The organism is Colwellia sp. BRX8-9 (genome assembly GCF_014077245.1).
Classification (GTDB): domain Bacteria; phylum Pseudomonadota; class Gammaproteobacteria; order Enterobacterales; family Alteromonadaceae; genus Colwellia_A.
Genome location: NZ_JACGVN010000025.1, coordinates 45,576 through 60,799, shown reverse-complemented (window position 1 = coordinate 60,799; position 15,224 = coordinate 45,576). Strand labels below are relative to the sequence as shown.

The following is a 15,224-nucleotide window of genomic DNA, read 5'->3' as shown; positions in this document are numbered from 1 at the left end:
GTTTTTAGTTTTTAGTTTTTAGTTTTTAGTTTTTAGTTTTTAGAAAGAATAAATGTACGTAAACTGGATCTACTATCGTGCCTGCTTATAAATCCGAATAATTTACTTTCAAGACAAGAAAAAATTGATAAAAAAACAGACAAACCTTTAGTTTGTCTGTTTTTTTAAACATATTATGTAAGACACCAACTAGATCTCTTGTGTATCCCTTAGACAACACATTAGGTTACAGTCACCATACACATCATTGATACTATATTACTTGTCACTGTTAATTGGTTTAACATTTGGCATTCAAATCACTTAATAGTTGATTTTATTCGAGTATTATATATATGAAACACTAAAAATCAATATTCACTCAAATCAACAGTTGGGTCTATTCGTGACAATATATTTTTAAATTTCATGTGTAATACGTCAATACAATCCTCCTCAACTAGTTCAGCTTTCACCCATAATTCAATCGCTTCTTTATTATTTTTAATGTAAGCCTCATTTCCAGTAAAATATGAAACAAGCCGCGTATCATGTTCGTTGATTTTAAAGTAAACCAAGAAAGTATTTGCCAGATTGCTCACAACACGCTTTTGTCTTTTTTCAGCCTCTATTTCTTGGATACGTAACTCAATAGATTTTTGCACCCTACCAACATTCTCTGAACATTGATTCAGCGAAATATGTGTCGCTAACAGATAATGAATAGTCATTCTTTATTCCTCAGATTTGTATGAATAAACAGCAAAAATATGAAACAAGCTGCCCTTTACCGGACAAAATATTTATTCGGTATTACTCATTCAAACATCAAAGATAAAACGCGCCACTTCAAAAACAGATAGAAAAAATCGAGCTATATGCTCGATTTTTGTATTAGTGGATATTTGTTATTAGCTAATGAAATTTCAGCACAAACACTATGCTAATGATAGAAACCCCAATTATAGGTTCAATTAAACTCACAAAGACTATAACGGCTATGTCTTGCATAATCGTTAAATTATATTTAACGATCAAGAAGGCATAGAGCAATAGAGGTAACAATAAAAAAGATATTGTGATGATGATAATACTGATCAGGGAGTGATTAAATTCACAATCTGATAAAACAGCCGTTATTAACAAGAACTCTATAGCCCCTACTGCCATGACCAGGATCCAAACCAATATGATCGCATACTTTATGATAAATGAAATGCTACTTTGTAGTAGACTATTATGCGACAGAGGCACATCTTCTAATGGTGACGCCATGAACATACAAATAAATGATACACCCGCAATAGCGGTAGAAATTAGTGACATGTTAAAGATTCTCTTGCTAAAAATGAGCATTTAATTTAAATGAAAAGAATAAACGCGCAACCTTGGGAACAATACCCATGATGGGGTTAGTGAAAATGTAGCTTTCATGGAGCCTACTAGTAGTTCATTTTACTGAATCAACAACGAATACTAAACTTTCATCTATTAATAAAGTAGGCAACTGAGCGAACAACAAAGTAAAATAAACTTTCCCTGCATAAAACATAAAAAGGAGCAGAAACTCAACAACTTGAATAGCTAATATTATTCAATTTTTTTGTGGGAAACATTTTATATATAACGACTCAGATATAATGTGTATAAAAAACACTCACTTTATCGGCATTTTGACATAGATAGCTATTAACGCCCCAAAATCTCCTCCCTTATCTGCTAACCGACATGTTTTAATCACGCATAATAGCTATATCTTATTAATAACTGAGAAAAAGCATGACTGTATTTACTAATGACGAAGCTTCACTAAATCACTTACTTGACCTGTTTGATATAAACCCAGAAGAGAAAAATATTGGTTTATTCATTCGAAATTTAAATACACTTTTACCTTATTTAAAAAAAATTGATTTTAAGCGCGAGTTTTTTACTCATCAATGTGAGCAACAATTAAGTAAACGTTCTCTAAACGTATGGGGGCCTTTAAAACATGTACTTAAAGTAGCAACAGGTAATCATTTATTTGATTTGTTAGTACATATAAATGACAACAACATGACAGACGAAGTTTGTTCTTTATCTGCTCTATTTGTATATTCACAACTTAACAAGCTCCTACTAACAGGCCATACAGCTTCACCGTTAGTTAAAACGAACAGAGGCAGACTGCGTATTTTTATTCAAAAAGTGAGTAAAGGTGGGATATCTATTATTCAGACTATTGATGCTAATAAAAGCACAGTTAACGCTGAAACGTTATTAGCTGATGTTATTGCAAACGACAGCATTGAAGAGCACCGCAAAACTGCCATTTTATTGAACAATATTCACCAAGCAGTATTAGGAAATAATGAATTTGCAGTCATGAATAAGACAAAAAATGAAGAAAATAAAAGTAAATCAACGCATAAACACTGCAAAAAAAAGGGTAAAAATAAAAAAAGAAGAACATGCGCTATCGATGATGTCAGTAATATCTTGAACATTTCAAAGACTGTATACACGCAAAAACCAGCATTAGATGCTGAGTCAACAATTGTTCATGAAGTTTTTGAGACAACAGAAACAACGCTAGTTGATAAAGAAGTAGCAAAGCAATTCACACAAACTAAAAGTGCTGTAGAAAATAATTACATTCAAGACCACGCAAGGGTTTTAAAAGATAAAGAAGCGAGGAAGTTTTATAACGAATTACTTCTTCAATTTAATAACGTTGAAAGCGTTGAACAAAAAAAAGCCGTGTTAGGTATGTTATTTGTACTTTTACTGGGTGTAGATGACACTTGGTTGTCAGACATAATATTAGTTTGTGACATCAAAAGCGGTAATCTAAAATCTGGTTCTATTATTGTTTCTACAAAGGGTTACATACAATTTGAACAAATCGAATTACCTAATGCTTACTCACCTATAAAAAAGGACCTCCCTTATTTACAAAGTGACAATCGACAGATTTTAATCTTGCCTTTACCTATCTCTTTAATCCCCCTTTTAATTGAAGTAAAAAGCTTAATGAGCTCATCTAACTTTACTGTAGATGAAAGCGTTTATGCTAAAGAATTCAATCAAATGCGTACAAAGTTAAACAGACGATTCACTAACGACAAATTAAGAGAATTTACTTTTAATCTGTATTATCGTGAATCAGATGAAGATGAGGTATATGCGACTCTATTAAAACCCAGTAGCCCTTACTTAATTCCCGCTTCGTGTTATTACGCATCAGTTAACTTAAATCTTACAGAAGAGATTCATGTAAGTGCATTTACTCGTGTTTTTGGAGAGTGTACAAAGAAAATCAATACAAATAATACCGTTTTTCTTGGCTCAAAACTTTGCATCAATAAAGAAAAAATTAATGAATGGCTACCTGAATTGAAATGCACTGTAAAATGGTCAATTAAAGGTAATCGAACAATTGATGAGCTGATTGTAGCGCACAATAATTACGTACTATATGTGACAACAGTACTACTCATAACAACGTGTCATCGACCCGTCAATGATGTTTTTGATAATAGAAATCATATATTTATTGATGATGGTTTTGCACTTATTGGCGATAAAGCTTCAGGGAATAACCATGATTTACGACTCGTGACATTATGTAGGACAGCAAAGCTACAAATCAAATACTACCTCACTCATTTGAAAAACATCTCAAATAGAATAAGCGTATTTGATTTAGAGACTGCGGGAAAACTAAAAGCACTCATCGAGCCGTCACAACAGCAATCGTTACCATTTTTATTGCTTTTAGAAAGAGATAGAAAAGGTAGGCTTAAAATTAAAGGAGTCAATAAAAGTTCAATTGATGGCTTTTGGTCAGAAATGAAGTTACCGACTAATTTCTACCGCCATATGATGTGTAGTGCCTTAAAAGAAAACGGTGTAAAAAGAGAACTGATTAATTTTTTCATGGGCCACTTTCTAATGGGGCAAAATGCGCTTAGTCCTTCATCCCCTATCAAACCTCAAGCGTTAATTGGAAAACTATCGACTGAAATAGAAAAAATAGTGGAATCTCTCAATCTACAAGCGATAAAGGGTATTTCTGATGGAAATATTCAATATGATATACCATTGGTTTTTCCTGAAAAATCACTATTTGGCATTGATAAACGGCTCGAAATAAGAGTGTCGAATGTTCGAGACGCAAATGAATTTGTGTCAGCTTACTTAAAAGATAAACTTCCGCAGTTTTTCACTGAGACGAAAGAGTCTCTAACTGAATCAACACTCGATGAAATTAGAGACTCTTTAATGCTTGAGAATAAGAGCAAAAAAAGAAATAAAATCTTAATTATCCATGCGTTAAACAAAGCTATTAAGAAAAGAGCTCGTCTAGCGAATCGCAAGCCTGAAAGGCTATATTATGTCACTACTGGCTTTGAAAAGTCAGCATTAACTGACGACTTTGCAATCAAAGCGCAGCAATATATTGTGTTTAAAAACATAATATCACGCGAAGTGATAGATAAAGTTGCACACCCAGAAATAAATCAAAAAAAATGTGTCTATAAATTGATTTTAGTGTACTTACATTGTTTATCTCAAAACTTACCCTATCCACTTTCAATTACGGACTTTTATCATTTAATTAAACAAGAAAAAACAAGTATCAACAACGCACTATCTTTTGAATATTCTTATAAAGAGTATGGGTTTATCCGGTTTTTTCCTGATAGTTTGTCATTGCTGTTAATTAGAAAACTTAAAACTCAGCTATCTAATGTAGCTCCTTACAAAAATACAATAGACACTGCGCTTAGCAAAATAATGAAGGGGCTTCATAAAAAAAATAGGCTCATTCCTAAATCATTCACGCAACTTCAAAAAGTAGTAAAAAGTGGCTGGATCTTTAAAGAAAGCCCAGCCTTTCATGCTTATCGCGAACTGAAAGTGTTTCATGCGCTACAGCCAGAAATAAGACATGTAGAGTTTAAAAATTGGAGGATAAATAATGAATAAAGATATAAATGTTGGGCATGATGTCGATGCTTTTGTCCGCAAGATAAACACAAAAAAACTTCAAGCAAAAGGTCGAATATACGAAAAATCGATATTTAAAGAACGTTTGCTCGCTTTTGAATATGATGAAAACGCACTAATTGCAGAATTTGCAAGATTTGGGGGGTTTATGTTGGAGAATGGTACGCGTAAAAAAGAAAATCCCGCAATATCAACGATGTTTACATACATCTCGCTCATTAAAGCAATATCGCTGCTTTTAGAAAATCGAACTTTAGCGTCACTGAATGAGTTCGAGCTTTGCTCTTTATTCGAGCAAGTGCTGGAAATCAAAGGAGACAATAAAAAGACAATATCAGAGTTACTGAATTTATTCACGTTTCTCAATGAAACTTTCGGTAAATCATTGGGGATGCTTGAGTTGGTCATCTCATCAACTGAAAATGTTGATAAAAATTTGATTTGGGACTGGGAAGTTGAGTTAATTCTACAATCAAATGAGCTATCAGCACTCGATAAATTGTTTGTTCAAACAGTGTACGAGGCTGGTAGCCGGATAACCGAGGCTTATCAGTTAATCGGGGAAGATATTGATACTGTTGGTGAGCTGTTGCATTTTAGAACAAACAGATTGGGAGCAATGAAAAATCGGTACAGTACGAGGTACATACCCTTTTCTGACTTAACTGATAGTCTTGTTGTAAGTTTATTATCAAATACACAAAAAATGAAAGAAGCTATTTTTGATTTTGATGAATTAAAAAAAGAACAAATAAGCTTTAATAATTTTTGTATGAATATTAATGCGACTATAAAAAAAGAGCTTAGTCGAAATGTCAGTCTAAAACATTTACGTCACTCTCGAGCCAGAATTAAATTTATTGATAATAAAGATAATTTTTCATTAAGAAACTTTTTTCAGGCTGCGGGAAGAATGGGACATAATAATTTACAAACAAGTCAAAAGCATTATATACACTCAGCTTTTGAAGAAAATTCATTAATTGAAGTAAATGATGACGATGCTGCTTCTTTGATGAATATAACAAGTGCTAATTTACGTACATTACGTAGTCGATTCAGAATTGCAAATGAGAATAACACGATGAATAACAAAACATTAAATGCTTTGTTATTCATTAAACATGCTAAGAAAAAAACAAGTAGCTGTTATGTTAATAAAGTTGGATGAATTGTTGTTTCGTTCACCAAGAAAGGTCATGTTTTGAAATAAAAGCATGACCATAGTACCACCTTACTTCCCTTCCTCCTTTCCAATGGCAGATTGTGATAAAAAGCGCTCAAACCTTTCTCCATCATTTTGCGTGTTATTGGCAATGAACTGGCTGTAAGTACTGAACAGCAGAGCGGTGCTTTTATGTCCTAATTGCTTGGCTATCCACTCGGGAGACTCACCTGATGCAAGCCAAAAGGAGGCGGTAGTATGCCGTGTTTGATACATCTTCCTGGGCTTTAAGTTTAATAACCTCAGCATAGGGTGCCAAACGCGTGCGCAAATATTATTGTTATTTATGTGGTTACCTTCTGATGTACAAAAAACAAAGTCGCTCTCATTAGTAAATTTTGAAATTTTCTTATGAACGAAAAGGCAATCGACAACCCGCTTATTTAATTCTACCTTTCTGTACGAACCGACTGTTTTCGTGTTAATGAGCTCTCCATTAACCAATGCCGCTCGTACCATGATATAAGACTGATTTAAGTAAATGTCTTCCCATTTCAAAGCCGTAACTTCTGATGACCTTAATCCAGTAAAAAAACGTGCCGTGAAATAACAATGGTAATCATCTCTTACTAATTCTAAAAACTGTTGAACTTCTGATAGAGATAGTGGTGTAACTTCAATGACATTTTTCTTCAATGACTTGATTGACGATGACACATTATCTATCGAAAAACGCTCTGAAGCTTCAGATAGCATGGCCTGCAGTTTCATCATGATACGATTAACATGATCTGAGCTAAGTTTTTGACCATCTCCCTTTTTTACGGCGACTAATTCATTCCTTAAGCCTAAAACATCTGACTTTGTTAACGCCCTTAAATTTATTCCCCCGAGGCTTGGGAGTATGTACTTATTAAACATACCATTTAACTTGTACAAATAAGTGTAACGCCAACCTCCAGAATTCTCTTCAAGCCAAACCGCAGTAAACTCTGCAACCGTAGGTAAAATGTTGTTATCTTTTTTTACCTTTAAATCTTTCAACTCACTAAACAATGCAACTTTTTTTGAGTTTGGGAAGTACTTTTCATAAGAAAACGTCCCGACAATTATCTCAGCATTAATATGGCTTAAAACTTCGTTCGCTATTTTTCTATTAGCGGGAGTATTCACTAACTTGCTTGTTTCACGGCAGCGAACACCTTGATAAGTGAAATCAAAAACAAGTTTACCGCTTCTTTCTCTAATACTACTCATAGTCAGTCCCCTATCAAATCATTTGAATTAATGTGTCAATGGAATTTTCTAAAAGCATTCGTTTTTCAACTTGCTCCCATATGTAAAGTATCTTTCGACCACCAAAAGGTCTGATATAGTGAACCCCTTCAATTAAAATTGAGTCCTTCAGCTGTGAGCTGATTGTTCTTTTCTGATATTTGATTTTTTTGGACAGTTCTTCGGTCGTTAAATAGGTATTCATTTTTCACCTCATTTATAAGTTAATACTACATACCACTATATTTTTGTGGCTGAGATCACAATAAAACGAAAGCGAAAACGCGCTACTTATTCAACAGTTAATAAATGCTAAAACTGAATTTTTAGAGTAATGACGATGACCAACAATAAATATTCGTTGGTCTGACATAATAAAGTAGAAGCACAATACGAGCTGGAAGAATTACTTCAGGTGAAATGTCATGACATTAGAATGTAATGTTATTAATGCCTAAATTAAACAAATCGATTATAGCTCGATAATATTCTACGTTTACAATGGTAATCGCCGTGAATCTACTTAATGCTATCTTTGAGGCATAATTTTAAGGTTCAATACTTTAGAGCTAGAAAGATTATAAAACGTATAAGTAATGTTAAATAAATACCTTAATATTTGTTTAACATTGATTCATGCTTTCTATAATTTAACTTCTATTATCTGACATTAACCAGACCAAATTGTTTATATTTAGAGAAAAAGTGCTGATATTTATAAAACAAATGAATGTTTTTTATTTATTTTTAGAATTAATCTTTCAAATCCAATCATCCTTATACTTGTACCCTGAGATTAAAGAGATTTTAATACTCACAGTATCCTACTCGGAGATTAAAGAAATTTAAATACTCCACAGTATCGCAACCTGAGATTAACGCCTTTAATCTCAGATCACGACACTGAACAACCTGTAAAATCATATATACATCAGTGACTTGCCAGTAACCGCTTTCTTGACTTAAATATTTTATATAGCTAGAATTTGCTGGATGAATATTTTTAGTATCGAATTAATTTAATAGGAGTTTTACTTATGTATATAAATCGAGAAGGTAATTTAAATTTAGAAATTACATCAGGTGCAATCTGCACATTAGTGCCGGCGCTTGTTATTGATATCGATCTTTTATTTTCAACGATAGAAGATAATGATGATTTTTGGAATTTTACTGCTACCAGGTGGTGCGGTTCTGATTATCATCTTGTTAAAAAGTTGGCAAGTGCGTACGTAAATAAAGTATGCAATAAAACTAAACAAAGCGAATATGAAGAAGAGAAATTCAGTGACAGCGTAAACTTCGCTATTGCAGAAGCAGCGAATGATTAGTTAGTTGATTTAAATGATCATAGCGCTGAGTCAGTACTAACAAAAAACACTGCTATTGATGCAGCAAATGATAGATTGTTCGATATTAAAAAGTTTAGCTTTTTGACAAGCATGTGAGTTGTTTTTATAGACAAATTACAAGTTTCTCATTAAAACTTTGTTTAAGGAAACAGTAATGATAAATATATCAATTCGAAGCTTTACATCGGTTGAATTTAAGAAAAAATTCTTCAAGTTGAAAAGCTATGTTGGAGTGTGTGAGTCCGGCTATAAGCTAAAACAGCTAAGTTGTTCATTAAGATACCTAATAGATAATGTAAGATTATTTACTATTGAGGGTGGTTATGTTTAAAACAATATTTATTTGGCTTTTATGTTGGTCGTTATTAGCTTTTTCTTTTTATTCCCAAAGAAATGACATGGCCCTTTTGGTATTACTTTGCGTCGGGTATATTCCACTTATTGTACTTTTGCTTACATATAATTTTCAGCTACCAGACTGCGTCAAAGAAAGCATACACCAACATGGTGAAAAGGCTTTATGGAAAAATTTCAAGCTACATATCTTATCTATTTTAGTGATGACAATTTTACTTATTGCTACACTTCACTTACCTCAAGAGAGCCAAAGTGATCGAGCTTTAAAAATTCTTCTGATATTTGCAATAACCATGTTTATTGCTGCCACTGCATTAGTGTCATTTGTCGATGTATTTATTTCAAATAAAGATTCAAAAAATAAAAAGTGACAAAGATTTTCTGCGAATCAAACTCGACAACTTACAGCAAAAAAGTCGTTCTCTATAAGTTGGGCTTAGTGTAATTAGACGATCTAAATATACAATAAAGTTTGAAACTTTATAAAACCCCATGCTCTGTGATGAACTAAACAGTGACAATAAAGATTGAAAATTTTTAGTTTGGTGGCTGTAATAGCAGTGGTTTGGAAATTAGAGAAAGATAGGCCGCTTTGATACGATATACATTCCAGTATATGTTTTAAATCTATATTGTAGGCCAGTTTTAATGAGCCACTACAGATGGATACATTTGTGGGTAGCTATTTTACATTAATAGAACGTCCGCTGATCAATGCAGTCATATTCAGTGATTTCTATCAGTTCTGCTTTAGGTTAAATAGTTAGAGTTCAGAGCGAATATGAACTATACAGAGCTTAAAACTGCCTCATAAGCGAGCATAAAATTTCAGTTAACATCGCCTTTAATATTAACATGATTTTACAAAAGCTTAATGTCAGCTTATGGCTCAGGCTGTTTGAAAACTCACCGCGTAAAATCATGATGCAAAGCTACGTAAATTATCAATTAGTTTGATACCAAAATTACTACAAAATTAGTCTACAACGCCTTTTTTTCGTTGATATTATCGAATTACACCAATTCAAAATAGTTTTCACACAGCCTGGTTTAGCTAAAGAAGTCTATAATAATCACTAGCCCAATGTTAACAAAGGTACGATAGCTGACGTTTCACACTTTCGTTTATATGACTTCTTGGTGAGCAAACCGAAAGTGATATTTTGAAATCAAAAGTGTTTATCGAAGTCAACTGAGCACCAGTTAGTTGACCTAAAACACTCGACAGCAGAATTCAAATCATTAGATAAGCGGATGCTCCAAAAATAGACTTTAAACTCATTTCATCATCAACAAAGTAAAATACAGTTATAAAACGGGAACAATATCTACGACTGCTGCATAATCGAATACCTGCCGGTGGGATTTCATCTCAGAAAGCTAACTTTTAGAATAAACCAAGCGGTTAGAAGATACAAACGTCTCGGATCAATAAGTATTGTTGTCTATACTTTAGAGTTTTACTTCGGTAGCCAGCGTTTTAATGCTTCTTGCACCTTATTAGGGTTTACTGGCTTGGAGATAAAATCATCCATTCCAACAGCTAAACACTTCTCTCGATCGCCTTCCATTGAATTTGCTGTCATGGCGATTATCGGTATATCTCGATTAAGAACCTTCGATTCTGAATACCGAATTTTTTGAGTAGCTTCATAACCATCCATTACTGGCATTTGACAATCCATGAAGACTAAATCAAAAGGTAGATTCTCTAAAGAATTTAACGCTTCTTCTCCATTGACAGCAAAATCGACTTGGACACCAAATTTTTTCAATAAACCTTGAGCTAATCTTTGATTAACCGCATTGTCCTCGACTACCAGAACTCTTGCGGTAAACTGTGGAAGTTCATGAGAGCTATAGGCCGTGACCAAGGGTTGTTCTGGTGTGTTAGCTCCTATTATTGTCATTAAAGTATTGTAGAGAATAGTATGAACGATAGGTTTATTCAGATATCCATTAAAGCCAGCGGCCTTTAATTTATCAGCGTCTCCTCGTTTCCCTTGTGATGTTAGCATCACTAAACGAGTCTCCTTAAAAAGTCGACTATCATTTTTGATCTTAGTACCGAGCTCAAAGCCATCCATTTGAGGCATTTGCATATCTAAAATAGCGATATGGTAAGGTGTCCCTTTTAAACTTTCTTCATTTAATTTTTCTAACGCTTTATGACCACTATCTACCAACGTATGTTCCACTTGCCATTGAGCAAGCAGTTGCCCTAACAAAACCCTATTTGTAAAATTATCATCAACGACAAGTATTTTTTGCCCCTGTAAGTTGTCAAAAGCTTTCTTTGGTCTCAAAGTGTTGGTATTAGCAACATTTAGTGTAAACCAAAACATTGAACCTTTACCTTCAATACTTTTAACACCTATCTCACCGTCCATCATTTCAACTAACTGCTTGCTTATAGATAACCCTAGCCCTGTGCCTCCGTATTCACGAGTAGTAGAGCTGTCGGCTTGACTGAAACGCTCAAAAAGCTTGATTTGTTGTTCATCAGTAAGACCAATACCAGTATCAGTGATTTCAAAGAGGAGTTTTGTACGCTGCTCAGTCTCCTCTTGAACTTTGCAATAGACTGATACCTCTCCTTGCTCGGTAAATTTAATCGCATTACCAACCACGTTATTAAGTATTTGTCGGATGCGTCCAGGATCAGCAATGAACGACTGACTCGGTATAATGTTAGCGGGACAAATCAGTTCTAGAGACTTATCATGAGCTTGAAAAGCAAGACTGCTGCCAACGTCATTCAACAATAACTCTAAATTAAATTCAAGGGTTTCAAGCTCTAACATACCAGCTTCAACTTTGGAAAAATCAAGAATATCATTAATGATACTTAACAGAGAATCAGCACTATATTTTACCGTTTTGGCAAAATTATACTGCTCTTTATTTAACGGAGTATCAAGTAAGAGGTTTGTCATACCTATCACGCCATTCATTGGTGTTCTAATTTCATGGCTCATAGTCGCTAAAAATTGTGTTTTTGCCTCTGTCGCGGCTTCTGCTTGTTCCTTGGCTAAGGCAAGATTATCTATATTTAATTTTTGTTGAGTGATATCTGTGCGGATGGAAGTAAAACCTTTGACTTCTTTGTTGCTATCGAAATTGGGGACTATCGTGGTATCAACCCAATAATAGTCGCCGTTCTTTGATCTATTACGTACTTCATCGCGCCAAACTTTACCTGCTAATACCGTTTGATGCATTTTCTGCCAATAGGACTTAGGCTGGTTATTTGAATTAAGTACGCTGTGTTTTTTACCAATAAGTTCACTTTCTTGATAACCACTGATTTCTACAAATTTATCGTTCACATAGAGGATGTTACCGTCTATATCTGCTATTGATACAAGTGAATGTTGGTCTAAGGCAAATTTTGCGGCTTCGGCTTGGTCTTTGGCTATTAATAATTCTTTGGCTATTAATAGCGCTTTTTCATAGACAGTAGCTTTATCATTAGCCTTAGATAATTCTAATGTTTTTCTGACGACTCTTTGATTTAATAGTTGCAACATTTTTTTATAATCGCGCCATGATAAAAATAGCAATAATGTAATTGTGCAGACTGATAAAATAAAAATAATAATTTGAGTATTTAAATGAAAATCAAGTCTATCAGATGTATTGTTGACCTCTTGTTTGGTACGTCCCGCTAACACTTCATAGAATTGATTAATTGGTTTCATGATATTTAGCTTAGCCATGTGATATTCATCGCTATGTAATAAATTTATCGCCATTTGCTTATTAGGTTTAGCAGAAATAGTAAATTCACCATGCTCATCCTGAAATATGCCATTTATTGCATTAAAGGAAATTTCTTCAATTGCAACAAGCTTATCCGATTTCTCCTGTGATTTTTCTAACAATAATAATTCACTTTTTGTAAAATTTGCTTTTGTCATTAAGTTTAGCAGTGAAACAGGTTCTCCTAATTCAACAGGTGTGGACTCGTTGCTAACGGCCATGAAATCCCAATAAACTCTATCATAATGAACAGGCAATGGGGATTGACCATTTCTAATGGCAAGGACATCATGAAACTGTTTTTTAAATAGCGGGTTACCTGTTGCTGCATAGGCTCTAGCCATACGTGTTAAGTCATCTGAACTTCGACGTAAAAGCGTTGCTAACACATAGGAATCATATCTATTCCCTTCAACCCTTATTAATTCTTGTTGTTCTATATTGATAGATTTAAAAATACTCGCCGAAGCAATGCTTAACCCTAACAGTAAGATTACTAATAATAGATAATATTTTGGGGATTGACCTTTCATTTTGTTACATCCATGATTAACATGTTGACGCTATAGTTTTATGTAGTTTTCATAAAAATTACATTCTGCTTATTTCTTTTTTAGTGGCATATCGACAATAGCGACAATGGCGACAATGGCGACAATGGCAACAATAGCGACAATAGCGACAATAGCAATAATACGCAAGATTGTTTTTAACGATGATTATATAAATGGCAACTCTTGTGGCTTTGTTCCCATCCATACTTAAAGAGGTATTGGCAAAAAGTTCTCATCAAATAACTCATTTTTTATTTATAGGGAACCTCCGCTATCAGGAAGATGCTAGCGTAATGGTAATATTCAACTATCTTCGATGTAGATAAAAACATACATAAATTTTCAAATGCTAAAGTCTTCAGTGTGGCCAGGCTGTGTGAAAACTATTTTGAACTTGCGTAATTTGGAAATATCAACGAAAAAGTCTCTGTAGATTTAAATCTGTAGTAAGTTTGGTGTCAAACTACCTTCGAATTTACTTAGCGTTGTATAAAAATTGTAAGCTGAGAGTTATCACACAGCCTGGGCTATCAGTTGACCTAAAGAATATCCAACATCTAACATCAATAGTGCACAAAGTGACTTAAAATTATAGTGTTAAACCGAATGTTATTCAGTGGTCGCACTACGTGTTATAAGATGTCAGTGTTGGATGATAATGACTGGCAATTCTGATTTGATTGAGTGGAAAATCTGATGTATTTTGAGTTAAAATAAATCTACATCTCCCCCTGGTATGTCAGACTTTTTAGCTATTCCTTGACTTACCATATCTTCAAAAAAAGTAACTTGGTTTTTACCACTCTTTTTACTTTTATATAAAGCCTGGTCTGCATAATCTATAGATGTTACATGAAAGGTACCTTTCTTGAATTCGACGACACCAATGCTAACGGTTACTTTATCTACATTTGGAAATTGATATTCTTCTACATTACGTCTAAAACGCTCTATAATTTGAATGCATCTCATTTGATTTTCTGCGCTCAATAAAATTACGAACTCTTCTCCTCCAAAACGGAACTGCAAATCTTCGTCTCTGAAGTTTGATCGAATAATTTGTGCTAAATGAATTAATATCTCATCACCATAAAGGTGTCCAAACTTATCGTTAACACGTTTAAAATCATCTATATCTATCATCACCAACCAAAACTTGCGTCTCTCTTGAGCTGTGATTTCATTCTGTGTTCTTCTTTCATTTTCTACATTGTCATAATCATGAGGAAGCGCGTTAAAGATACTTGAAATAGCAGAGTCAAATGTTTTTCTGTTAGCAAGTCCTGTTAATTCATCCGTTTGAGATTCATTTAACAGTGTAATAAAATTACTGTATATACTAAGAATACCAGACAGAATATAGGCGTGATCTTTTCCCATTTGTCCTTGTAAATTAATGATTAAGAATTGCTCACTTTTCCGATCATGGTGCAATAAACGTATGATTGAGTAACCTGTTTTAGTTTTTAAAGTGAATGCTTCCAAAGAAGATTCATTCATGTGCTCAAAAGTACGCCTTAAAACACCCCCTATCTCAACAGAGGTTTTATTAACAACACAGTGATTATTCTCAAAAGAAATGTGAGATCTAATATCTCCCTTTTTATTGATGGTAATTATTTTTGTTGATGAACAATTCATCATGTTACTAACGCTTTTTAATAGACTAAAAGCCAATAGCTCTGTATCACGCTGAGAAGTGAAATTAGCTATATGGTCGATAATTGTGTTTGGTTGGTACATTTATATGTTACTTTTAGTTATTATTAATAAAGAGAAAATGGG

Annotated in this window: 10 protein-coding genes; 4 read left to right on the top strand and 6 right to left on the bottom strand. The window is 33.7% G+C overall.

Annotation, left to right across the window (positions count from 1 at the left end; translation table 11 throughout):
• Window positions 1-350: 350 nt before the first annotated feature.
• Both H4J70_RS17305 and H4J70_RS17300 read right to left on the bottom strand, forming a co-directional pair.
• Complete coding sequence (locus H4J70_RS17305) at window positions 351-710, bottom strand: hypothetical protein (protein ID WP_182251553.1); 360 nt, start codon at window positions 708-710, stop codon at window positions 351-353.
• 184 nt (window positions 711-894) lie between these two features.
• Window positions 895-1,305 (bottom strand): hypothetical protein, encoded by a 411-nt coding sequence (locus tag H4J70_RS17300; protein WP_182251552.1) that lies wholly within the window; start codon window positions 1,303-1,305, stop codon window positions 895-897.
• Window positions 1,306-1,758: 453 nt separating this feature from the next.
• On the opposite strand from H4J70_RS17300, the gene H4J70_RS17295 reads away from it, so the two are divergent.
• Together H4J70_RS17295 and H4J70_RS17290 are read left to right on the top strand one after the other, a co-directional pair.
• Window positions 1,759-4,953: a hypothetical protein gene (locus tag H4J70_RS17295; RefSeq protein WP_182251551.1), complete on the top strand. Its 3,195-nt coding sequence runs from the start codon at window positions 1,759-1,761 to the stop codon at window positions 4,951-4,953.
• Window positions 4,946-6,145 carry a tyrosine-type recombinase/integrase gene (locus tag H4J70_RS17290; protein ID WP_182251550.1) on the top strand — a complete coding sequence of 400 codons (1,200 nt, stop codon included), beginning with the start codon at window positions 4,946-4,948 and terminating at the stop codon, window positions 6,143-6,145. The genes H4J70_RS17295 and H4J70_RS17290 overlap by 8 nt, the downstream gene beginning before the upstream one ends.
• A gap of 63 nt (window positions 6,146-6,208) precedes the next feature.
• Here the strand turns inward: H4J70_RS17290 and H4J70_RS17285 are convergent, their stop codons facing one another.
• Together H4J70_RS17285 and H4J70_RS20795 are read right to left on the bottom strand one after the other, a co-directional pair.
• The gene (locus H4J70_RS17285) at window positions 6,209-7,396 is read right to left on the bottom strand and encodes an Arm DNA-binding domain-containing protein (protein ID WP_182251549.1); all 1,188 of its coding nucleotides are present in this window, start codon (window positions 7,394-7,396) and stop codon (window positions 6,209-6,211) included.
• A gap of 13 nt (window positions 7,397-7,409) precedes the next feature.
• Window positions 7,410-7,619, bottom strand: a complete 210-nt coding sequence (locus H4J70_RS20795; protein ID WP_259368077.1) for a hypothetical protein — start codon at window positions 7,617-7,619, stop codon at window positions 7,410-7,412.
• 832 nt (window positions 7,620-8,451) lie between these two features.
• On the opposite strand from H4J70_RS20795, the gene H4J70_RS17280 reads away from it, so the two are divergent.
• Together H4J70_RS17280 and H4J70_RS17275 are read left to right on the top strand one after the other, a co-directional pair.
• Entirely contained in the window at window positions 8,452-8,745 is a 294-nt protein-coding gene (locus tag H4J70_RS17280; RefSeq protein WP_182251548.1) for a hypothetical protein, read from the top strand.
• Window positions 8,746-9,089: 344 nt separating this feature from the next.
• Entirely contained in the window at window positions 9,090-9,494 is a 405-nt protein-coding gene (locus tag H4J70_RS17275; RefSeq protein WP_182251547.1) for a hypothetical protein, read from the top strand.
• 1,089 nt (window positions 9,495-10,583) lie between these two features.
• On the opposite strand, the gene H4J70_RS17270 is transcribed toward H4J70_RS17275, so the two are convergent.
• Window positions 10,584-13,418, bottom strand: coding sequence for a PAS domain-containing hybrid sensor histidine kinase/response regulator (locus tag H4J70_RS17270; RefSeq protein ID WP_182251546.1), 2,835 nt, complete (start codon window positions 13,416-13,418; stop codon window positions 10,584-10,586).
• A 729-nt stretch (window positions 13,419-14,147) separates the two neighbouring features.
• Window positions 14,148-15,182 (bottom strand): GGDEF domain-containing protein, encoded by a 1,035-nt coding sequence (locus H4J70_RS17265; protein WP_182251545.1) that lies wholly within the window; start codon window positions 15,180-15,182, stop codon window positions 14,148-14,150.
• Between the last annotated feature and the right edge of the window lie 42 nt (window positions 15,183-15,224).

Bases quoted from the DNA above. Each gene is read 5' to 3' on its own strand.
- H4J70_RS17305 (WP_182251553.1), bottom strand. From the start codon at position 710: ATGACTATTCATTATCTGTTAGCGACACATATTTCGCTGAATCAATGT.
- H4J70_RS17300 (WP_182251552.1), bottom strand. From the start codon at position 1,305: ATGTCACTAATTTCTACCGCTATTGCGGGTGTATCATTTATTTGTATG.
- H4J70_RS17295 (WP_182251551.1), top strand. From the start codon at position 1,759: ATGACTGTATTTACTAATGACGAAGCTTCACTAAATCACTTACTTGAC.
- H4J70_RS17290 (WP_182251550.1), top strand. From the start codon at position 4,946: ATGAATAAAGATATAAATGTTGGGCATGATGTCGATGCTTTTGTCCGC.
- H4J70_RS17285 (WP_182251549.1), bottom strand. From the start codon at position 7,396: ATGAGTAGTATTAGAGAAAGAAGCGGTAAACTTGTTTTTGATTTCACT.
- H4J70_RS20795 (WP_259368077.1), bottom strand. From the start codon at position 7,619: ATGAATACCTATTTAACGACCGAAGAACTGTCCAAAAAAATCAAATAT.
- H4J70_RS17280 (WP_182251548.1), top strand. From the start codon at position 8,452: ATGTATATAAATCGAGAAGGTAATTTAAATTTAGAAATTACATCAGGT.
- H4J70_RS17275 (WP_182251547.1), top strand. From the start codon at position 9,090: ATGTTTAAAACAATATTTATTTGGCTTTTATGTTGGTCGTTATTAGCT.
- H4J70_RS17270 (WP_182251546.1), bottom strand. From the start codon at position 13,418: ATGAAAGGTCAATCCCCAAAATATTATCTATTATTAGTAATCTTACTG.
- H4J70_RS17265 (WP_182251545.1), bottom strand. From the start codon at position 15,182: ATGTACCAACCAAACACAATTATCGACCATATAGCTAATTTCACTTCT.